This window comes from Altericroceibacterium endophyticum (genome assembly GCF_009827595.1).
Classification (GTDB): Bacteria; Pseudomonadota; Alphaproteobacteria; order Sphingomonadales; family Sphingomonadaceae; genus Altericroceibacterium; species Altericroceibacterium endophyticum.
Window position 1 is genome coordinate 311800 of sequence record NZ_WTYT01000001.1, and the last position, 20390, is coordinate 332189.

General features: G+C 57.1%; 19 protein-coding genes. 11 read left to right on the forward strand and 8 right to left on the reverse strand.

Annotated features, from left to right (window positions below; translation table 11 throughout):
• Positions 1–32 precede the first annotated feature (32 nt).
• Complete coding sequence (ppdK, locus tag GRI91_RS01520; protein ID WP_160734868.1) at positions 33–2699, forward strand: pyruvate, phosphate dikinase; 2667 nt, start codon at positions 33–35, stop codon at positions 2697–2699.
• Between the two features lie 34 nt (positions 2700–2733).
• Here ppdK and GRI91_RS01525 read toward each other — a convergent pair whose 3' ends face one another.
• Positions 2734–3522 (reverse strand): methyltransferase domain-containing protein, encoded by a 789-nt coding sequence (locus GRI91_RS01525; RefSeq protein ID WP_160734869.1) that lies wholly within the window; start codon positions 3520–3522, stop codon positions 2734–2736.
• Positions 3523–3598: 76 nt separating this feature from the next.
• Here GRI91_RS01525 and GRI91_RS01530 point away from each other — a divergent pair, with 76 nt between their 5' ends.
• The 3 genes from GRI91_RS01530 (at position 3599) to GRI91_RS01540 (ending at position 6888) form a co-directional block, all read left to right on the forward strand.
• Positions 3599–4324, forward strand: a complete 726-nt coding sequence (locus GRI91_RS01530) for a ComF family protein (RefSeq protein WP_160734870.1) — start codon at positions 3599–3601, stop codon at positions 4322–4324.
• A 354-nt stretch (positions 4325–4678) separates the two neighbouring features.
• Positions 4679–5062: a phosphoribosyl-AMP cyclohydrolase gene (gene hisI, locus GRI91_RS01535; protein WP_337190309.1), complete on the forward strand. Its 384-nt coding sequence runs from the start codon at positions 4679–4681 to the stop codon at positions 5060–5062.
• 26 nt (positions 5063–5088) lie between these two features.
• The gene (locus tag GRI91_RS01540; RefSeq protein WP_160734872.1) at positions 5089–6888 is read left to right on the forward strand and encodes an acyl-CoA dehydrogenase C-terminal domain-containing protein; all 1800 of its coding nucleotides are present in this window, start codon (positions 5089–5091) and stop codon (positions 6886–6888) included.
• 49 nt (positions 6889–6937) lie between these two features.
• Here GRI91_RS01540 and GRI91_RS01545 read toward each other — a convergent pair whose 3' ends face one another.
• The 5 genes from GRI91_RS01545 to tyrS form a co-directional block, all read right to left on the reverse strand.
• The gene (locus GRI91_RS01545) at positions 6938–7642 is read right to left on the reverse strand and encodes a dienelactone hydrolase family protein (RefSeq protein WP_160734873.1); all 705 of its coding nucleotides are present in this window, start codon (positions 7640–7642) and stop codon (positions 6938–6940) included.
• Entirely contained in the window at positions 7635–8555 is a 921-nt protein-coding gene (gene cysK, locus GRI91_RS01550) for a cysteine synthase A (RefSeq protein ID WP_160734874.1), read from the reverse strand. Before cysK ends, GRI91_RS01545 begins: the two co-directional genes overlap by 8 nt.
• The gene (locus tag GRI91_RS01555; RefSeq protein ID WP_419866820.1) at positions 8552–9766 is read right to left on the reverse strand and encodes an MFS transporter; all 1215 of its coding nucleotides are present in this window, start codon (positions 9764–9766) and stop codon (positions 8552–8554) included. The genes cysK and GRI91_RS01555 overlap by 4 nt, the downstream gene beginning before the upstream one ends.
• Before the next feature lie 134 nt (positions 9767–9900).
• Positions 9901–10239, reverse strand: coding sequence for a PilZ domain-containing protein (locus GRI91_RS01560; protein ID WP_160734876.1), 339 nt, complete (start codon positions 10237–10239; stop codon positions 9901–9903).
• A 75-nt stretch (positions 10240–10314) separates the two neighbouring features.
• Positions 10315–11544, reverse strand: coding sequence for a tyrosine--tRNA ligase (gene tyrS / locus GRI91_RS01565; protein WP_160734877.1), 1230 nt, complete (start codon positions 11542–11544; stop codon positions 10315–10317).
• A 57-nt stretch (positions 11545–11601) separates the two neighbouring features.
• Here tyrS and GRI91_RS01570 point away from each other — a divergent pair, with 57 nt between their 5' ends.
• The 3 genes from GRI91_RS01570 (at position 11602) to GRI91_RS01580 (ending at position 14181) form a co-directional block, all read left to right on the forward strand.
• Complete coding sequence (locus GRI91_RS01570) at positions 11602–12138, forward strand: DOMON-like domain-containing protein (RefSeq protein ID WP_160734878.1); 537 nt, start codon at positions 11602–11604, stop codon at positions 12136–12138.
• Positions 12135–13346, forward strand: a complete 1212-nt coding sequence (locus tag GRI91_RS01575) for an exo-beta-N-acetylmuramidase NamZ family protein (RefSeq protein WP_160734879.1) — start codon at positions 12135–12137, stop codon at positions 13344–13346. The genes GRI91_RS01570 and GRI91_RS01575 overlap by 4 nt, the downstream gene beginning before the upstream one ends.
• A 100-nt stretch (positions 13347–13446) precedes the next feature.
• Complete coding sequence (locus tag GRI91_RS01580) at positions 13447–14181, forward strand: glutathione S-transferase family protein (RefSeq protein WP_160734880.1); 735 nt, start codon at positions 13447–13449, stop codon at positions 14179–14181.
• A gap of 75 nt (positions 14182–14256) precedes the next feature.
• On the opposite strand, the gene parE is transcribed toward GRI91_RS01580, so the two are convergent.
• Both parE and GRI91_RS01590 read right to left on the reverse strand, forming a co-directional pair.
• On the reverse strand, positions 14257–16248 hold the full coding sequence (gene parE, locus GRI91_RS01585) for a DNA topoisomerase IV subunit B (RefSeq protein ID WP_160734881.1): 1992 nt from the start codon (positions 16246–16248) through the stop codon (positions 14257–14259).
• A gap of 57 nt (positions 16249–16305) precedes the next feature.
• Positions 16306–17466, reverse strand: a complete 1161-nt coding sequence (locus GRI91_RS01590; RefSeq protein WP_160734882.1) for a penicillin-binding protein activator — start codon at positions 17464–17466, stop codon at positions 16306–16308.
• A gap of 38 nt (positions 17467–17504) precedes the next feature.
• Here GRI91_RS01590 and rsmI point away from each other — a divergent pair, with 38 nt between their 5' ends.
• The 4 genes from rsmI (at position 17505) to GRI91_RS01610 (ending at position 20361) form a co-directional block, all read left to right on the forward strand.
• The gene (rsmI, locus tag GRI91_RS01595; RefSeq protein ID WP_160734883.1) at positions 17505–18353 is read left to right on the forward strand and encodes a 16S rRNA (cytidine(1402)-2'-O)-methyltransferase; all 849 of its coding nucleotides are present in this window, start codon (positions 17505–17507) and stop codon (positions 18351–18353) included.
• Positions 18350–18700 carry a YraN family protein gene (locus GRI91_RS01600; RefSeq protein WP_160734884.1) on the forward strand — a complete coding sequence of 117 codons (351 nt, stop codon included), beginning with the start codon at positions 18350–18352 and terminating at the stop codon, positions 18698–18700. Before rsmI ends, GRI91_RS01600 begins: the two co-directional genes overlap by 4 nt.
• 11 nt (positions 18701–18711) lie before the next feature.
• A complete protein-coding gene (gshB, locus tag GRI91_RS01605; RefSeq protein WP_160734885.1) occupies positions 18712–19677 on the forward strand; it encodes a glutathione synthase in 966 nt (321 codons plus the stop codon).
• Between the two features lie 66 nt (positions 19678–19743).
• Positions 19744–20361 (forward strand): DedA family protein, encoded by a 618-nt coding sequence (locus GRI91_RS01610; protein ID WP_160734886.1) that lies wholly within the window; start codon positions 19744–19746, stop codon positions 20359–20361.
• Positions 20362–20390 lie beyond the last annotated feature (29 nt).

Below are 20390 nucleotides of genomic sequence, written 5' to 3' on the forward strand. Positions count from 1 at the left end.
CACATAAACAACAAGCAGAATTGAGGAGTGGTATGAGCAAGCTGGTCTACACGTTCGGCGGTGATGCATCGCATGGCGACGATCCACGGGCGAAGGACAAGAATCTGCTTGGCGGTAAGGGCGCCAATCTGGCGGAAATGGCAAGCATCGGCCTGCCAGTGCCACCGGGTTTTACCATCACCACAGAAGAATGCGTACGCTATCTGAAAGAAGGGTCGGACTTCTCCGCCGATCTTCGCGCAGATATCGCCAAGGCGCTGACTCATATCGAAAGAACCGTCGGTAAGAATTTCGGCGATGAATCCGACCCGCTGCTGGTTTCTGTCCGCTCCGGTGCACGCGTATCCATGCCCGGCATGATGGATACGGTTCTCAATCTCGGCCTGAATGACAAGACGGTTGAAGGTCTTGCCAAAGTCGCCGGAGATGATCGTTTCGCATGGGATTCCTATCGCCGTTTCATCCAGATGTATTCGGACGTCGTGCTTGGCCTTGATCATGGCCTGTTCGAAGAAGCTCTGGAAATTGCCAAGGAAGACAATGGCTTCTTTGCTGATACTGAGATGACGGCTGATGATTGGCGCGCGCTGGTCAAGGAATTCAAGGCCATCGTCGAACGCGAACAGGGTGAGCCGTTCCCGCAAGATGTTCACGCTCAGCTCTGGGGCGCGATTGCGGCCGTTTTCGACAGCTGGGATTCGGACCGGGCAAAGGTTTATCGCCGATTGAACGATATTCCCGGTGATTGGGGCACGGCCGTCAATGTTCAGGCCATGGTATTCGGCAATATGGGGGATACCAGCGCCACTGGCGTTGCCTTCACGCGCGATCCGGCCACGGGTGAAAAAGCCTATTACGGCGAATTCCTGGTCAATGCGCAGGGTGAAGACGTGGTCGCCGGCATCCGGACCCCGCAATATCTGACTTTGCGTGCGCGTGAAGCGGCCGGTGCCGATAAACCCAGCATGGAAGAAGCCATGCCGGATGCCTATGGCGAATTGGCCAAGGTCTTTGAGCTGCTGGAAGCGCATTATGCCGATATGCAGGACATCGAATTTACCGTGGAACGCGGCAAATTATGGATGCTCCAGACGCGCAGCGGCAAACGCACTGCTGCCGCGGCGCTCAAATTGGCCGTCGACATGGTTGAAGAGGGTCTGATTGACGAAAAGACCGCCATTCTTCGCGTCGACCCCATGGCGCTTGATCAATTGCTGCATCCCACGCTTGACCCCGATGCAGCGCGCGATGTGCTGACCACGGGGCTGCCGGCATCGCCCGGCGCCGCTTCGGGTATTATCGTGCTCGATGCTGATACTGCGGAACACAAGGCAGAGCGCGGCGAAAGTGTGATCCTGTGCCGTGTTGAAACCAGCCCGGAAGACATTCACGGGATGCATGCAGCAAAAGGCATTCTGACCGCGCGTGGCGGGATGACCAGCCACGCGGCCGTGGTCGCACGCGGAATGGGGCGTTGCTGCGTCTCCGGTGCTTCTGCAGTGTCCATCAATCTCAAGGATCGCACCTTGCGAATTGGCGACCGCGAATTGAAGGAAGGTGACACGATCACGCTGGATGGCGGCACGGGTCAGGTGATGGCCGGTAAGGTTGCCACGATCGAACCCAAGATGGCCGGCGATTTTGCCACGCTGATGGAATGGGCCGACCGGATCCGCCGCATGAAAGTGCGTACCAACGCAGAAACGCCTGAAGATTGCGTCACAGCGCGTAAATTCGGGGCCGAAGGTATCGGATTGTGCCGCACAGAACACATGTTCTTCGATGCAAGCCGGATCAGCGCAGTTCGGGAAATGATCCTGGCGGAGGATGAAGGCGGGCGCCGTAAGGCTCTGGCCAAATTGCTGCCAGAACAGCGCAAGGATTTCACTGAAATCTTCGAAGCCATGGCGCCGCTGCCCTGCACGATTCGCCTGCTCGATCCGCCGCTGCATGAATTCCTGCCGACAGGTGATCAGGAATTTGCCGAGCTGGCTGAAATCACCGGCTTTGGCGTGGATCATCTGCGCCGCCGGGCGGAAGAATTGCACGAATTCAACCCGATGCTTGGACATCGCGGCTGCCGCCTCGGCATCACCTATCCTGAAATCTACGAAATGCAGGCGCGCGCCATTTTTGAAGCCGCTTGTGACGTGGCCGAAAAAAGCGGCAATGCGCCAGTGCCGGAAGTGATGATCCCACTGGTTGGCACCAAGCGTGAGCTCGCAATTCTGCGCAAGCTGGTGAATGATATCGCTGCGGAAGTCTTCGCAGAACGTGGCCGTGAGCTCGAATATCTCGTCGGCACCATGATTGAATTGCCGCGCGCTGCCTTGATGGCGGGCGAAATCGCCGAGGAAGCACGGTTTTTCTCCTTCGGTACGAATGATCTGACGCAAACCACGCTGGGTGTTTCACGCGATGATGCGGGTCGCTTCCTGTCCACCTATGTCGAAAAGGGCATCTATGGGCGTGACCCGTTCGTCAGCCTCGATGTCGAAGGGGTGGGGCAACTGGTCTCGCTCGCAGTGGAGCGTGGCCGCGCGACCCGGCTTGATATCAAACTCGGTATATGCGGTGAACATGGCGGCGATCCCGCCAGCATTCTGTTCTGCGAGAAAACTGGCCTCGATTATGTCAGCGCGTCGCCATACCGCGTTCCCATCGCACGATTGGCTGCCGCTCAGGCATCTTTGAGCTGATAATTTCTAAAGGGCGGTCTTTCGGGATCGCCCTTTAGAAAAGATCTCTTCCCTTTGAACCGCTTAGGGTGATGATTTCGAAAGATTCCGTCACCCTGCCATCCTCATCTGCAGCCTGCAGAAATGCGGCGCGAGCGCGGTTCAGAGCAGCCTTGCCAAGCGGCGGAGCATAAGCGGAAAGGCAGCTTCCAAGCCCCTGCTCGCGCAGATCCTCTACCAGCCTGTCCATCGTGCCGTAACGTACCGACAAGGCATGGCCATCAATGACCGGATCGCCCCATCCGGCCCGCTGTAGCAATTGCGCTCCGGCGCGTATATCGACCAGCGGGTGCATTCTCGCAGCCGGCCGGTCAGGCTCGGCGGCCAGGATGGCACTGCGCAATTGTGGCAGGCTACCCGCGCCGACAAAACTGGCAATTGCAAAGCCCTTGGGTGCCAATGCCTGACGCATATGGATCAGCGCGCCAGGTAGGTCGTTCACCGTATCAAGCAGGCCCAGACTGACGATCAGATCATATTGCCCCTCAGGGTAGGGGAGTTCTTCGTTGACGGTATTCGCGGAGAGTGCCGAGGAGGGATCGGCGCATTTTACGTCATAGGCCTGGGCTGTCAGTGTCTTTGCCAGTTCATTGGTAAAATCTCCCATTATCAGCGCTTTGCCGGGTTCATGTCGTATGAATGCCAGGCGTTCGAGGACATCCTGAGTCATATCATCCAGCACGAATTGTGCGGCGTCCGGTCGGCGTTGAAGCGCGGCCAGTCGGTCGCGGCGGGCAATGCGGCGGGACGAGGAGAAAATGCGGGGGGGGCTTGCTTCGTTCATTGTGCGCTCTCTGCCCGTGGCATGGATCAGGTGCAAGTTCTTGCGGGCAACACCAATCCCGCGCATGAATGCCGCGATGAAGGTAGGGCACGTTCTGAGGCCGCTGGTGGATCTGATCTTTCCGCCGCGTTGCCCGGTTTGCGGAGACAGTATTTCCGCACAGGACGGTGTTTGCGCGCAATGCTGGGCCGGTCTCGATTTTCCAACCGAGCCCTGGTGTCAATCCTGCCAGCGGCCATTTTCAGCCAATAGCGGAATTGAGGGCGGATCATGCGCCGTGTGTCTTGCCGAAAAGCCCTATCATGACGGCATCATTGCGGCGGTGCGCTATAATGATGTGGCGCGCTCACTGGTCCTGCGCCTCAAATATAGTCGGCGGCTTGGGCTGGCGAAATTGATGGGCACGGCGATGGCAGCCCGGCTTGATCCGTTGGAAGATGAAACGCTGTTATTGCCTGTGCCCCTTCATCCGCTGCGGCTCTGGCACAGAGGTTTCAATCAATCCATCTTGCTGGCTGAAGAAATACGCCGGAAAAAAGGGGGCGTGGTTGCGGTCGCAGCGCTGCGACGCCGCCGCTATACGCCTAGCCTTGGCGGGAAAGGACGTAAAAGCCGAGAGAAAATATTGCGCGGTGCAATTGATCTGCGTGACAGCTGGAAAGAGCGAATCAAGGGGCGTGATGTGATCATCGTGGATGATGTACTCACCAGTGGTGCGACAACGCGCGCCTGTGTTTCGGCGTTGCGGAAGGCAGGCGCGAAAACAGTGCGGATCGCCTGTTTTGCACGGGTTTTGGATTAAAAATCTAATCTGAAATGAAAACGCCCGGAAGGCGTTGCGCTTCCGGGCGTTCACGTGACGAATAATTGGGCCGGCTCCGTCAAGCCTGTGGTGGTACCCCCCAGTACACCAACCCATTCCCTCATTTGGAATTTCTCATTTCGAGATAATTCCTAAACCCCCCAAACCTAGGCGCTTACGGCGCGTCCAGTCCTGGTGACGGCTCTTGCTGCCGTGGACACATTCATTCCACTGAAAGGCTTCGCTTGGAAGAGGTTTGCCGTGATTTCATGGATTTTGCTTCAATCTGTGGTTATCCTGCAACAACCTGCCGTTTGGCGATCACCTTATGTATTTTTGTGAAAGGATTCCAAGATTTCTGGTCAATCTGAAAATGGTGCACTGCGAGAACAAGGTGCGGCCTTTATGCCGAAGTTCGACGATAAAGGTCTGCTCAGTGCGGTGGTCCAGCATTGTGAGACCGGCGAGATCCTGATGGTCGCCTTCATGGATCAGGATGCGCTGGATGCGACGATACGAACCAGGAAAGCCCATTTCCATTCACGTAGCCGGGGACGCTTGTGGATGAAGGGAGAGAGCTCGGGAAATATCCTGGATGTGCGGGACATTTTGGTCGATTGCGACCAGGACGCTCTTGTGCTGAAAGTCCATCCCAATGGTCCCACATGTCATACCGGGGCGCGGAGTTGCTTTTATCGCAAGCTCGAAAATGATGATCTGATCAGGACCGACGGCTAGGTCGGCGCGGTCAAACAGGAGATTACATGCCTATTTATATGCCGCCCACGCGCGACACACGCTTCGTTGTCAAAGAAGTTCTCGGAGTGGGGATGGAGGCGGGATCGCCAGCATTTGAAGCAGTGGATGAAGACATCGTCGATGCCATCATAGAAGAATCCGCTAAATTCTCGGCTGAAGTGATTGCACCGCTCAACCCCAATTCGGATCGCGAAGGTTGCACTCGGCATGATGATGGCAGCGTCACCACGCCCACGGGCTTTCCTGAAGCCTATGCTCAATATTGTGAATCAGGTTGGGGCACTTTGGCGCTGCCAGAAGAATTTGGCGGGCAGGGCATGCCGCATGTTCTGGCAACGGTGGTTGAAGAATATCTCAATTCGGCATGCCATGCTTTCAACATGTATCCGGGCCTCACCCATGGTGCGGTTTCAGCCATTCTCGCCAAGGGAACCGATGAGCAGAAGACGGCCTATTTGCCCAAGCTGATTTCCGGTGAGTGGCTCGGCACCATGGCTCTCACCGAAGCGCATTGCGGAACCGATCTTGGATTGATTCGCACCAAAGCTGTGCCGCAGACCGATGGATCTTACAGTATCACGGGCAGCAAGATCTTCATCTCTGGCGGTGATCAGGATTTGACCGAAAACATCGTGCATCTGGTGCTGGCCAAGACCCCTGATGCGCCCGCTGGGTCACGCGGTATTTCGCTGTTCCTGGTGCCGAAATCTCTGCTGAATGATGCGGGTGAACCCGGTGAGCGCAATGGCGCGCATTGCGGCTCGATTGAAGAAAAGATGGGCGTGCATGGCAGCGCGACCTGCGTCATGAATTTTGACGGCGCAACCGGCTATCTGGTTGGCGAGGAAAATAACGGCCTCGCCGCGATGTTCATCATGATGAATGCGGCCCGCCTCAGCTGCGGCAATCAGGGGCTTGGTCAGGCGGAGCTGGCCTATCAGAATGCAGCCGATTATGCGCTGGACCGCAAGCAAGGGCGGGCGATGGGGACGCGTGCTGACCCTGCCAGCGCAGCGGATCCGATTATTGTTCATGCCGATGTGCGGCGTATGTTGATGGATGCCAGAGGTTTTACCGAGGGATTCCGAGCACTTGTTCTTTGGTGTTCCTATCAAATTGACATCTCTCATGGAGCGGAGACTGAAGAAGAACGCGTGGCGGCAGATGCATTGGTCAGCATGCTGACGCCGGTGCTGAAGGGTTTCGGCACGGATCGCGGGTTTCAGACCGCTGTGAATATGCAGCAAGTGCTGGGTGGTCACGGCTATGTCAGCGAATGGGGCCTGGAACAATGTGTCCGCGATGCCCGGGTGGCGATGATCTATGAAGGTGCCAACGGTGTTCAGGCGATGGATCTGGCCGGTCGCAAACTTGCGGGCGATAAGGGCCAGGTTGCAGAACGCTATTTCGCCATGATTGAAGGTGAATGCAGCGGCGCCAGTGAAAGCCTCTCATTCCTCACGGAACCTTTGCTGGAAGCCCTTGCGGATATTCGGGAGGCTGCTCAGTGGCTGATCGACAATGCGAAAGCCGATGCCAATAATCTGGGCAGCGGCTCCTATCCTTTCATGCATATGATGGGGCTGGTTTCGATCGGCCTGATGTGGCTGCGTATGGCCACCGTGGCAGAGCGCGGGCTTGAAAGCGGTGAAGGCGATGCAGCTTTTTACGAAGCCAAATTGTGTGTGGCTCGCAACTTCGCCCTGCGCGGACTGGCAGAGATGGTCAGCCTCAAGAAACAGGCAATGGCCGGTGCTGAAACCCTCATGAGCTTACCCGCAGAAGCATTTGAAGTTAAAGGCTGAAGCGTGCCCCGTCACTGCCCCGTAAAGGGCGCGTGACGGGGGTGTTTTCCTAACGCAGGATTTCGTCAAACAGTGCATGCATCGCTGCCCAGCTTTGCTGGTCGGCGCTTGCATCATAGGCGGTCGCGGGATTGTCATTCGGCTGCGGATTGGTGAAGCCATGCTTCACACCGCCGTAGGAATGAAAATGCCAGTTCGCGCCTGCATGGTCCATCTCTTCCCAGAAAGATACTACCTGACTGCGCGGGACCATCGGATCAGCATCGCCATGGCAGACCAGAATGCGGGCGGATATGGCATTTTTCTCGGCGGGCTGCTCTGTATTCAGCAATCCGTGGAAACTGACCGCTGCGGCAAGAGGTGCGCCTTCCCGCGCCAGCTCCAATGCGGCTTGTCCACCCATGCAGAAGCCGATCGTGGCAATGGCGCAATCATCATCGACATCGTCCAGTGAGATGAGTGCACGCAAGGCCGCGCGTAAACGCTGGCGATAGGAATCGGGCGTTTCCCGAATAGCAGCTGCCGCTGTCCGGGCTTCATCGAAATTTTCAGGCGCGGAACCGTAAAAATCGGCAATCAGGGCAATATAGCCCGCTTCGGCCAGTTCGCGCGCCTTGTCCTTCACCGAAGCGGTGAGGTTCATGATCGTCGGAAATACGAGGATGGCGGCCCTCGCTTTGCCGTCGGGTCTCGCTAGAAAACCTGACAGTCTAGTGTCGCCATCCTCGTAAAAGACCGGGTCGAAATTACGCATCGGGCAGGAAGTCCGGCACCGACAGATAGCGTTCACCCGTATCGTAGTTGAAGCCCAGAACACGGGAGCCGCTGGGCAGGTCCGGCAATTTTTTGGCAATCGCCGCCAGCGTCGCGCCGGAGCTGATCCCCACCAGCAGGCCTTCTTCACTGGCGCAGCGGCGGGCCATTTCCTTGGCATCCTCGGCATCGACTGGAATTGCGCCATCAATCGACTTGGTGTGGAGGTTATCCGGAATAAACCCGGCGCCGATGCCTTGCAGCGGATGCGGGCCGGGCTGACCACCGGAAATCACCGGCGACAATGCGGGCTCGACGGCATAGGCCTTCATATCGGGCCAGTGCTTCTTCAATTCTTCGGCGCAGCCCGTTAGATGGCCGCCTGTGCCAACACCGGTAATCATCACATCGACTGGGTCCTCGGCAAAATCCTTCAGGATTTCCTGCGACGTGGTCTGGGCGTGGATGTTGACGTTGGCCGGGTTTTCAAATTGCTGCGGAATCCATGAACCGGGGCGCTGCTCGGCCAGTTCCATTGCCCGCTCAATCGCGCCTTTCATGCCCTTTTCCTTGGGCGTCAGGTCGAATTTTGCGCCATAGGCGAGCATCAGGCGGCGGCGTTCCAAAGACATGCTCTCAGGCATGACCAGCGTCAGCTGGTAGCCCTTGACCGCAGCAACCATTGCCAGGCCGACCCCGGTATTGCCGCTGGTCGGCTCAATAATCTCGCCGCCGGGTTTCAGATCGCCGGATTGCTCGGCTGCTTCCACCATCGCGAGCGCGATTCTGTCCTTGATCGAACCGCCTGGATTGCCCCTTTCGGATTTCACCCAGACTTCATGATCAGGAAACAGCCGCGACAGGCGGATGTGCGGTGTGTTTCCGATCGTAGCGAGAACATTGTCGGCCTTCATGATGGGGGCTCCTTCACTTCTTGTTTTCGGTACTGGGGCGCGAACGTCTTTGCCCAACGTAACTCGGGAAAGACCCACGCCCATAATGCTGTAACGAATATCGCCCCTGCGCCGCCGAAAACAACCGCCCCGGTTGCGCCGAGCAGTGCTGCGGCCAGGCCCGATTGCATTTCGCCCAGTTCATTCGAGGCCGATATGGCGAGGCCAGAGATCGAAGAAACGCGTCCGCGCATTTCATCCGGGGTGTTCAGCTGCACCAGAGAGTTTCGGATAAAGACCGAAATCATGTCACCTGCGCCCAATATGGCGAGGAATAAGAGTGACAATCCAAAATTGCGCGACAGGCCAAAGCCAATTGTTGCTGCGCCGAATATCGCCACACCCCAAAGCATTTTGGTGCCCACATTGCGTTCAAGCGGACGGAACGAGAATATCAGCGCGACCACACCGGCCCCCAGTGCTGGCGCGCCTCGCATCAGGCCCAGACCTTCCGTCCCGACCTGAAGAATGTCGCGGGCAAATACGGGAAGCATGGCCGTTGCCCCGCCGAGCAGGACGGCAAACAGATCCAGCGAAACGCAGCCCAGCAAGAAGCGGTCAAACCAGACGAATTTGGCGCCATCCACCATTTGTCTGACGGGGTGAACCGGCTCGTCCGATTGCTTCGCACGGATTGGCCTGATGATGGATATAAGGATTGCCGATGTCGCAATCATCACAGCGGAGAGCGCATGGGGCAGGGCCGGTTCGACATCGAAGAGGAAACCGCCTGCAGCAGGGCCGGCCACTGTGCCTATCGTGAAGGCAATAGAGCCAAGCGCAATGGCTTTGGGCAGCAATGCCGGGGGCACGATATTGGGTGCGATGGAGCTCTGCGCCGGACCAAGAAATATGCGGGCGGCGCCATGCGCTGCGGCAAAGCAGAAGATAATCGGCAGATCGAGAGCATCTTGCCATGTCATAATGGCCAGGAGCACCGCGATACAGCAGTCGACGCCATTGGCAGTGGCCGCAACCCGTCTGCGGTCAAACTTATCCGCGGCCCAGCCTGCGACAGGTGTGAGCAGCATCAAGGGAATGAATTGAGCAACGCCCAGCAACCCCAGAATAAAGGCCGCATCGCGGCGGCCCATGCCATAATCGGCGCGTGCGATATCGTATGTTTGATAGCCTATCAGCACGACCATGGAGACGGTGGCTGCGATAGCCACGAGGCGCGCGATCCAGAATAATCGGTAGTCGCGTATCTGGAGGGGGGATGTTGGTTCAGTCACTCGCAGCCTGTGGCAGTGCCGGAGCGCTTTGCCAAGAAGTTACCGCTTCAATTACCGGAGCAATGCAGAATTCACCCCTTGCGACGCAAGCGAGGATTAGGCTGCAAAACACTGATAAGATTATTGAAATCATCCGGGCGGATTACCCGTTCAAACTGAAAGCCAGCGCGGCTGTCCGTTCGCCACATGCAATAGGCTTCTATCCGGCCGATCGCCGGCAAGGGCACAATGACCCTGTCTCCGCGTGTAATTTCCGGGGAGTCGTCAATCATGAAACCATGGGCGGAAAGGTTGACGATACGCAGTGGCAGCTCACCATGACCCAGATGTTCACCGGTTACCGTATGGTCGACTGGATGTCGCGCGGATCGTCGCATATCGGTTACAGAAAGCCGGGCACCCGCGGCCATATCCAGTTCTCCTCACGATAATTAGCTCCGTAATTATGACGAGGAAAACTGGATAATTGGTTAACAAGCTGTAAGTTAATTTCGCTTCAGAATACCGTGCTTTTTCTTGCCCAGACTGAGCTTCACTTCCGCTCCGGCGGGCAATTGAATTAAGAAACCCGGGTCTGACTGAACAATTTCGTCCAGCTTTACAGCGCCCTCTGCAATTTTTCTCTTCGCTTCACCATTGGAAGCAGTGAAACCCAGCTCTGTACAGGCTGCACCAAGCCGTATTCCTTCTTCACTAACATTTACAACTGGCAGATCTTCACCCCGGCCGGCGCCGGCAAATGTCGCCGCAGCGGTCTTCTCTGCTGTTTGAGCAGCATCCTCACCGCGGCACAGTTTGGTGGCCTCATTGGCCAAGACCACTTTCGCCTCGTTGATTTCAGACCCTTGCAAAGCGGACAGGCGCTTTACTTCAGTCATGGGCAAATCGGTGAACAGGCGCAGACGTGCTTCGACATCGGCATCGGCCGTGTTGCGCCAGAATTGCCAGTAATCATAGGAGGACAGGCGATCTTCGTTGAGCCATACGGCACCGCCCACGGTCTTGCCCATCTTGCTGCCATCGGAATTGGTCAGGAGCGGTGTGGTGAGACCGTAAAGCTGGGTGCCATCGACCCGGCGGCCAAGCTCCATACCATTGACGATATTGCCCCATTGGTCCGATCCGCCCATCTGCAAACGGCATTTCAGCCGGCGCGACAATTCCAGGAAATCATATGCCTGGAGGATCATGTAGTTGAATTCGAGGAAGGAAAGCGACTGTTCCCGGTCAAGCCGCAGCTTGACGGAATCGAAGCTCAGCATTCGATTGACCGAGAAATGCTGTCCGATGTCGCGCAGAAACGGGATATATTCCAGCTGGTCGAGCCATTCGGCATTATCCACCATAACTGCATCGCTAGGGCCGTCGCCAAAGGTCAGAAACCGCTCAAACACCTTGCGGATGGACGCGACATTTTCTGCGATCAGCTCGCTCGTCAGCAGTTTGCGCGCTTCATCCTTGAAGCTGGGATCACCGATCTTGCCGGTACCGCCGCCCATGACAACGATCGGCTTGTGCCCGGCCTGTTGCAGGCGGCGCAGCATCATGATCGAAACGAGATGCCCGACGTGGAGCGAATCCGCTGTGGGATCGAAGCCGATATATCCGGGAACGATCTCCTTGCCGGCCAGATTGTCCAACCCGTCGGCGTCGGTCAGCTGATGGATATAGCCTCTTTCGTCGAGGATGCGTAGGAGATCGGAATTATAGGTCATATCGGTCTGTCGTTCTGCTTTTTTCCAAGAGCGGGCGCGTAGCATGGAGGGCTCTGCTTGAAAACGTATCATCTCAAAGCGCATCCGGCGCATGATCCAATATCGGTTTCAGCCGTGAAGGCGGGGTTCGGAATCCATCCGCAGGGTTTCCTTATGCTGCGTTACCGGATTGAGAATGCGGCGCAGGTGAAATTGCCCGTTGGTGAGGCGCGGGGACGGGCAGATGGCCTGTGGCAAACAACCTGTGCGGAGCTGTTTCTGCGATACGCTTCGGGCAGCTATCGCGAATTCAACTTTTCGCCAGCGGGTGAATGGTCAGCATATGATTTTTCCGGCTACCGCTCGGGCCGAAGTGATTACGACCCTCTCGAATGGCCGGAAATCGACTGTCTCGAGGCGGATGGCGCGTTGATCATCACCGTGATCCTGCAGGGACAGGAGCTTGCCGGAGCGGACGCAGCGGGCCTTTCCATGGTGATTGAAGAGGAGGGCGGGGTTAAATCCTACTGGGCATTGGCGCAGGAGAGTGCCGAACCTGATTTCCACAATGCGGCTTGCTTTGCAGTGCCGCTTCGCGCAGCGAGTGCATCATGAAATTCGGAATAGACAGCCTGCTCGCTTCGCCTGATCTGCTGAAAATGCTGGAGGGCAAACGTGTTTCCCTGGTCGCGCATCCCGCATCGGTGACAGAGGATCTCACCCATTCACTTGATGCTCTGGCAGCATGCGATTCGGTAAATCTGACCAGTGCTTTTGGCCCGCAACATGGGCTTAAGGGTGATAAGCAGGATAATATGGTCGAGACCGCTGACGCGCTCGACCCGGTTTACAATATTCCTGTTTACAGTCTCTATGGCGAGGTGCGCCGCCCTTCCGCTGAAATGATGGACAGTGCGGATGTGTTTCTGTTCGATCTGCAGGATCTGGGCTGCCGGATTTATACCTTTGTCACCACGCTGCTCTATCTGCTGGAGGAAGCATCCAAGGCGGGCAAGGAAGTCTGGGTGCTGGACCGGCCAAATCCGGCAGGGCGCCCGGTGGAGGGGACGTTGCTTTTGCCCGGGCAGGAAAGTTTCGTCGGGGCAGGGCCGATGCCCATGCGCCACGGCCTGACCATGGGCGAAATGGGCCATTGGTTCATCCATCATTTTGGTCTTGATGTCGCCTATAGGGTCGTTCCGATTGAGGGGTGGCAGCCCGCGAAGAGCCCCGGCTTTGGCTGGCCGGATAATCGGATCTGGATTAATCCCAGTCCCAATGCTGCCAACGTCAACATGGCGCGTGCCTATGCCGGAACAGTTATGCTGGAGGGCACCAATCTGAGCGAAGGGCGAGGAACGACGCGGCCGCTGGAGGTGTTGTTCGGTGCGCCGGATCTGGATGCGCGGGCAGTCCATGCCGAAATGACGCGGATTGCGCCCGACTGGATGAAAGGCTGCGCCTTGCGCGAATGCTGGTTCACACCAACATTTCACAAACATTCAGGCATGCTGTGCCACGGGCTGATGATCCATGCAGAAGGCCGGTTTTACGACCATAATGCATTCCGTCCTTGGCGATTGCAGGCGCTGGCATTCAAGGCGATCCGCGAGATTGACCCAGATTATCCGATCTGGCGCGACTTTCCCTATGAGTATGAATTTGATCGTCTTGCGATTGATGTGATCAATGGCGGAGCGGCTTTGCGGCAATGGGTGGATGACGCAGCTGCAGAGCCCGGCGATCTCGAATCCATGGCTGCTCAGGATGAACAGGAGTGGAAAGCCGCGATTGCTGATCACCTGATTTATCCCGCAGGATAAGCAGCATATCAGCGCTTAAATTGACTTTATCCGTTTTTCTCTTGCTCTGGGGGCTGCAGGGTGGTTAATCCGCTGCAAACACAAAGAAGAGGATAGTCTGATGCTCAAATTATACAGCTTTGGCCCCGGTGCAAATTCGCTGAAGCCTACTCTGGCCCTTTATGAAAAGGAGTTGGAATTCGAGCATAAATTGTTGAACCCGGCGAAGTTTGAGCACCATTCGGAATGGTTCAAGAAGATCAATCCGCGTGGACAGGTGCCTGCGCTGGAAGACCGCGGTAATATCATCACGGAAAGCACCCTGATTTGCGAGTATCTGGAGGATGAACACCCCACAGATGTAAAGCTGCGCCCTGACAATTCCTTCGACACGGCGCAGATGCGGGTCTGGACCAAATGGGTCGATGAATATTTCTGCTGGTGCGTGTCCACGATTGGTTGGCACCGCATGGTCGGCAATATGGTCAAAGGCCTGTCAGACGCAGAGTTCGAAGAAAAGCTGAAGGACATTCCTGTTCACGAACAGCGGGTGAAATGGCGCCGGGCGCGTGAAGGTTTCCCGCAGGAAATGCTGGATGAGGAAATGCGCAAGATCGGCGTATCTGTGCGCCGTCTGGATGACCATCTGGCCGACAATGAGTGGCTGGCTGGCGGGATGTATACGCTCGCCGATATCTGCAATTTCGCGATTGCCAATGGTATGCAGCATGGGTTTTCGGAAATGGTCAATGGAACCGATACCCCGCATCTGCTGCGCTGGATCGAACAGATCAATGAACGGCCTGCTGTAAAGAAAATGTTCGCCAGCGTGCCGAATGAACTGAAGAAAGACTGATCATCTTCACACAGAAAAAGGGCTCCCGAAGCGTTTCGCGAGCCCTTTTTTGTATCTGCGCTGAGCGAGTGCGACTTATGCGTCGATCAGGTCGCGGTCCACTTCACCGGCGCGATTCTGGATGAAGTTGAAGCGGTGTTCCGGATTGCGGCCCATCAATTGCCCCACCAATTCCTTCACCGCCGCGCGCTGTTCGAATTCAGGGGGCAGGGTGATGCGCAGCAGACTGCGCGTTTCGGGATTCATCGTGGTTTCGCGCAATTGCTGCGGATTCATCTCGCCCAGACCTTTAAAGCGCCCGACATCGACGTTTTTGCCCTTGAAGACGGTCTGTTCCAATTCGCGCCGATGGGCGTCATCGCGGGCATAGCGGCTCTCTTTCCCAGCGGTGAGGCGGTAGAGCGGCGGTTGTGCCAGGAACAAATGCCCGGTGCGGACGATATCGGACATTTCCTGAAAGAAGAATGTCATCAGCAAGGTGGCAATATGTGCGCCATCCACGTCGGCGTCGGTCATGATAACCACGCGATCATAACGCAGATTGCTCGCGTCACAATCCTTGCGGATTCCACAACCTAAAGCCAGGATGAGGTCTGCAATTTCCTGGTTCGCGCGGATTTTGTCCATGCTGGCGCTGGCGACATTCAGGATCTTGCCGCGGATGGGCAAAATCGCCTGAGTCTTGCGATTGCGCGCCTGTTTAGCGCTGCCGCCGGCGCTGTCGCCTTCGACAATGAACAGCTCGGTTTCGCCTTCACCTTCACCGGAACAATCCGTGAGTTTCCCCGGTAGGCGGAGCTTCTTTGAATTGGTGGCGGTCTTGCGCTTGATCTCACGCTCAGCCTTGCGGCGCAGGCGTTCATCCATCCGTTCCATCACCTGACCGAGCAGAGCTTTGCCGCGGTCCATATTTTCGGTGAGGAACAAGTCGAAATGATCGCGCACGGCGTTTTCAACCAGCCTTGCGGCATCCGCTGAGGTGAGCCGGTCCTTGGTCTGGCTCTGGAATTGCGGATCACGGATGAAAACCGACAGCATGATTTCACCGCCGGTGATCACATCATCTGCTGTCAGGTCCTTGGCCTTTTTCTGGCCAATCAGATCGCCAAAACTGCGCAGGCTTTTGGTAAGTGCTGCCCGCAGACCCTGTTCGTGAGTCCCGCCATCGGGCGTGGGAACGGTGTTGCAATACCAGCTATAGGAACCGTCCGAGTAAAGCGGCCATGCCACCGCCCATTCCACCCGGCCGAGATTGTTGCCTTCCTCATCATCCGGGAAATCCTGCGTTCCGGCGAAGGGATCGGTCGTGACGCATTCACGATCGCCAATCTGCTCCCGCAAATGATCCGCCAGTCCGCCAGGAAACTGGAAGACGGCTTCCGCCGGCACTTCGTCGCTGGCGAGGCTTTCGGCACATTTCCAGCGGATCTCAACACCGGCATAAAGATAGGCTTTTGAGCGCGCGAGCTTGAACAGGCGCAGCGGCTTGAACTTCTGCTTCGCGAAAATTTCAGTGTCGGGCGTGAAGGTAACGCTGGTGCCGCGCCGATTGGGCGCTGCGCCGATTTTCTCGATCGGGCCGAGCGTTTGCCCTCTGGAAAATTCCTGCGCGTAAAGCTCCTTATTCCGGGCCACTTCCACGCGGGTATGTTCGGACAATGCGTTCACTACGGAGACACCCACCCCGTGCAGACCGCCACTGGTGGCATAGGCCTTGCCGGAGAACTTGCCACCGGAATGCAGCGTAGAGAGGATCACTTCGAGCGTGGACTTGCCGGGGAATTTGGGATGTTCATCCACCGGAATGCCGCGCCCATTGTCCGTGATGGTCAGGCGGTTGTCTTCATCCAGCTCAACTTCGATCCGGTTGGCATAGCCAGCCACAGCCTCATCCATGGCATTGTCGAGTACTTCGGCGGCAAGGTGATGGAGCGCGCGCTCATCCGTGCCGCCGATATACATGCCCGGGCGCCGGCGAACCGGTTCGAGCCCCTCGAGAACTTCGATAGAAGAACTGTTATAATCTTCGCTACCCGCGGGTGCATTCTCGAACAGATCATCGGCCATAGGTTAAATTGTATAGAGGCTCCCGATTGCCAGACAAGCGCCCGCTGGCGGTTATCTTCAATTGTCGAAGCGCTGGGGGGCGGGATCGATTACGGTAATAGTGCCATTGCCGACCTGACGCACTTCCATGGCTCGTTCACCAACGCCGTCGCGTTTGAAGCGGAACGGACCGTCGAGACCGAGGAAACCATCCTCGGCGACCATTTCAGACACCGGGAATTTACGGCCCGGTTTCCAGTCGCGCGCAACCCGCAGGGTCAGCAGCACGGCATCATAGCCCAGAGTGGCAATCCGATAGGGCTTTTGACCGAAGCGTGATTCGTACGAGCTGACGAACTGGCGATAGCGGGAATCGGAAACGGCGGAGAACCATGCACCCTGCAGGGCGCTCGCATTCGCGATACTGCTTTCGCCGCTCCAGAGATCGGTGCCGAGAATTTGCGGCAGTTTTTCGCCCGCATCCTTGAGTTCAGTGGCTGCGAGGGAGGAAAGCTTCGCGCCATCGGCGATCAGCACAGTGTCAAAACCGCCCTGTTCATCGAGCTGGCCCGCGGCACGGATAATCGCGCGATTGCCGCGGTCATAGCTTTTTGTGGTCACATAGGTCGCACCGCGTGCTTCGACTGCGCTGCGCAATGCGGCCGCTGCACGCTGTCCATATTCACCCGTCGGCACCAGAGCAGCAAAACGGCGCGAGCCATTTGCGATCGCGTAATCGACCGTGCGGATAACGGATTGCTCAGGGATGTGCCCCATCACGAAAACGTCCTGATCCGCGACCGACAGATTGTTGGAAAAGGTAATGAGCGGAACATCTGCGGGCCGGGCCTGTGCCAGAACCGATGTGACATTATCGCCCAGAAGCGGGCCGAGTATCACTTTATTTCCGTCCGCAATCGCACGATTGGCCGCATTGCCTGCGCCCTTGGCGGTGTCGTAAGTGGTTATACGAAGGTTATCTGCATTCGTATCCAGCAATGCCATGGTCGTCGCATTGGCGATGGACTGGCCAACACCGGCGTTGGTGCCGGACATGGGCAGGAGCAGCGCAACGCGGTGACGCGTCAGATCCTGCGGCAATTGCGTGTCACTGGGGCCAGTTTCGGGAACCGGCGCACTGGTGGTTGGGGCATTGCCCGCATCAGGAATGACCTGACAGGCGCCCAGGGCGATGGTGCCCGCTACCAATGTCAGATTCCGTTTAAAATTGCCGAACATTCTTGCCGCTCTCCACCTAACTGGTCCACAAGGCTTCGGTGATTGAAGCAAGCGAACCTAAACCATTGTCTCCAGGCCTCTATATTGTCGCGACGCCGATTGGCAATCTCGGTGATATCAGTTTTCGGGCAATTGATTGTCTTAAACGAAGCGCAGCCATTGCGTGCGAGGATACGCGTGTCGCATCCAAACTGCTGCGGCATTACGAAATTCACAAACCCTTGTGGCGGTATGACGATCATGCCGATGCAACGCAGCGAGAGCGTCTGCTGCAGCGGATGGAGAATGAACCCGTCGCACTGATCAGCGATGCCGGGACGCCGCTGGTCTCAGATCCGGGGTATCGTCTGGTGCGTGAGGCGAGAGAACGCGGCATCGCGATTACCAGTCTGCCCGGGGCAAGCGCTCCGGTGATGGGCCTGACATTGTCGGGCCTTCCCACTGACCGTTTCCTGTTTGCTGGCTTTTTGCCGGTGAAGGAAAAGGCGCGCGCGGATATCTTGCGTGAGTTGGGCGCCGTGCGGACCACTTTGATCTTTTTCGAAACGGCCGCCCGTCTGTTGAAAGCGCTCGCCGCGATCGCCGAGATTTTGCCTGGCCGCGAAGTGGCGGTCGCGCGCGAGTTGACCAAGACATTCGAGGAATGCCGCAGCGGTTCGCCGCAGGATGTTGCCGCCCATTATGAGGCGCATCCGCCCAAAGGCGAGATCGTCCTCTTGATTGGCCCTGCACCCGAGCAGGACCCGGAAGATGTGGACGTGGATGCATTGCTGCGTGAAGCATTGCAGGACAAGAAGCCATCGCAGGCGGCTGGTCAGGTCGCGCGTGCGACCGGTCAGGACCGCAAAACATTGTACGCCCGCGCTATGGAACTTGGCAAAGGATGAACCGCCGTCAGGCTGAGCGGCGCGGAAGAAACAGTGAGCGGATCGCGGCGCTTTATCTCGGCCTGTCTGGATGGCGGCTGCTCGCGAGCCGGGTAAAGACCCCGCGCGGCGAGATTGATCTCATCATGCGGCGCGGTTCGACGATCCTGTTCGTGGAAGTGAAATATCGCAAAGCCGCGAAGGATTGGGCACTGGCGCTGGATGCTTATCGCCTGCGCAGAGTGGCCGCCGCTGTCGAAACTATCGCACATCGCTATGCCCGCAGAGGAGAAAACGTGCGAATTGATGCGGTGATGCTTGCACCATGGCGCTGGCCACGCCACATCGTGAACGCCTGGCAGCCATAGGAAGAATTAGCATGGGTTTGCGTGTCGCGGTCCAGATGGACCCAATGGAAAGCATCAATATCTCAGGGGACTCGAGCTTTGCGCTGATGCTCTCCGCACAGGAGAGAGGCCATGAAATATGGCACTACGATGTGCGCACATTGGCCTATGAGACAAATGAAGGCGCCGGGGGGCGGATCACCGCCTGGGCCAAGCCGGTAAGTGTCCAGAAGGTCAAAGGCGATCATTTCACGGCGGGTGAATTGCGGCGGATTGATCTCGCCAAAGATATAGATGTGATCCTGATGCGTCAGGATCCGCCATTTGATCTTGGCTATATCAGCGCGACCCATATCTTGGAGCGGCTGGAGGGAACCACGCTGGTGGTCAATGATCCGGTCAGTGTCCGCAATGCACCGGAAAAAGTGTTCGTGCTCGATTATGCGCGATTCATGCCGCCGACCCTGATCGCACGGGAACTGGCGGATGTGCGTGATTTTCAGAAGAAGCACGGCGCTCTGGTTGTCAAACCGCTGCATGGCAATGGCGGCAAGGCGATCTTCCGCGTTGAGGAAGATGGCACCAATCTTTCAGCTTTGACCGAAATGTTCGGACAGGTCTGGCCCGAGCCCTTCATGGTGCAGCCCTTCCTTCCCAGCGTCACCAAGGGGGATAAGCGTATCGTCCTGATCGACGGGGAGTTCGCCGGCGCCATCAACCGCAAGCCCGGTGAGGGTGAATTCCGGAGCAATCTGGCACGGGGCGGCTATGCCGAGGCGTGCGGCCTGACCGCGCGTGAGGAAGAAATCTGCGCCGCCATGGGCGGTGAATTGAAGAAACGCGGGCTGATGTTCGTCGGCATTGATGTGATCGGCGGAGAATGGCTGACGGAAATTAACGTTACATCGCCCACTGGCATCGTCGCAATCGACGAATTCAACAAGACCGACAGTGCCGGCGCGATATGGGATGCCATCGGCAAGCGATTGAAAGGTTGAGCGCCGTCTGAGAAGGACACGACAACAATCGCTGAACCCTTTGGCGGTTGGGCCGTTACCTGATCCATGCAGGAACTCATTCTCAGTATAATTCAGCAAGGCGGCTATTTCGGCATTGCGGTGCTGATGGCGCTCGAAAACGTGATTCCGCCTATCCCCTCTGAAGTGATCATGGGGCTGGGCGGGATGCTGGTCGAACGCGGCGATATGGCGTTCTGGCTCCTGCTGCTAGCCGGTACAGTTGGTTCTACCTTCGGCAATTATGTCTGGTTCTGGCTCGGGCAGAAATGGGGATATGAGCGGTTGGAGCCCTTCATCAATCGCTGGGGCCGCTGGCTTACGCTCGATTGGGAACATATCGAACAGGCAAACCGCTTCTTCCGCAAACACGGCCACTGGGTCGTGTTATTTCTGCGCTTCGCGCCCTTCCTGCGCACCATGATTTCTCTGCCAGCTGGTCTGTCGCATATGCCGCTGGGCAAGTTTCTCGCCTTTACCTTTGTCGGAACCGCGATCTGGAATGTCGCACTGATCTATGGCGGACAATTATTGGGCCGATATTTTCAGGGCTCGCAAGATGTCCTAGCCTGGCTGATAATCGGATTACTCGCGCTGGGCGCGCTGTTCTATCTGTGGCGGGTTTTTACTTGGGTGCCCCATGATCAGCGAGATGGTCAGGGCTAGGCCGCAAACTCATAAACAACGCCATCGAG

Coding starts and splice junctions, on each gene's coding strand:
- ppdK (WP_160734868.1), top strand. CDS start 33: ATGAGCAAGCTGGTCTACACGTTCGGCGGTGATGCATCGCATGGCGAC.
- GRI91_RS01525 (WP_160734869.1), bottom strand. CDS start 3,522: ATGAACGAAGCAAGCCCCCCCCGCATTTTCTCCTCGTCCCGCCGCATT.
- GRI91_RS01530 (WP_160734870.1), top strand. CDS start 3,599: ATGAAGGTAGGGCACGTTCTGAGGCCGCTGGTGGATCTGATCTTTCCG.
- GRI91_RS01540 (WP_160734872.1), top strand. CDS start 5,089: ATGCCTATTTATATGCCGCCCACGCGCGACACACGCTTCGTTGTCAAA.
- GRI91_RS01545 (WP_160734873.1), bottom strand. CDS start 7,642: ATGCGTAATTTCGACCCGGTCTTTTACGAGGATGGCGACACTAGACTG.
- cysK (WP_160734874.1), bottom strand. CDS start 8,555: ATGAAGGCCGACAATGTTCTCGCTACGATCGGAAACACACCGCACATC.
- GRI91_RS01560 (WP_160734876.1), bottom strand. CDS start 10,239: ATGGCCGCGGGTGCCCGGCTTTCTGTAACCGATATGCGACGATCCGCG.
- tyrS (WP_160734877.1), bottom strand. CDS start 11,544: ATGACCTATAATTCCGATCTCCTACGCATCCTCGACGAAAGAGGCTAT.
- GRI91_RS01575 (WP_160734879.1), top strand. CDS start 12,135: ATGAAATTCGGAATAGACAGCCTGCTCGCTTCGCCTGATCTGCTGAAA.
- GRI91_RS01580 (WP_160734880.1), top strand. CDS start 13,447: ATGCTCAAATTATACAGCTTTGGCCCCGGTGCAAATTCGCTGAAGCCT.
- parE (WP_160734881.1), bottom strand. CDS start 16,248: ATGGCCGATGATCTGTTCGAGAATGCACCCGCGGGTAGCGAAGATTAT.
- GRI91_RS01590 (WP_160734882.1), bottom strand. CDS start 17,466: ATGTTCGGCAATTTTAAACGGAATCTGACATTGGTAGCGGGCACCATC.
- GRI91_RS01600 (WP_160734884.1), top strand. CDS start 18,350: ATGAACCGCCGTCAGGCTGAGCGGCGCGGAAGAAACAGTGAGCGGATC.
- gshB (WP_160734885.1), top strand. CDS start 18,712: ATGGGTTTGCGTGTCGCGGTCCAGATGGACCCAATGGAAAGCATCAAT.
- GRI91_RS01610 (WP_160734886.1), top strand. CDS start 19,744: ATGCAGGAACTCATTCTCAGTATAATTCAGCAAGGCGGCTATTTCGGC.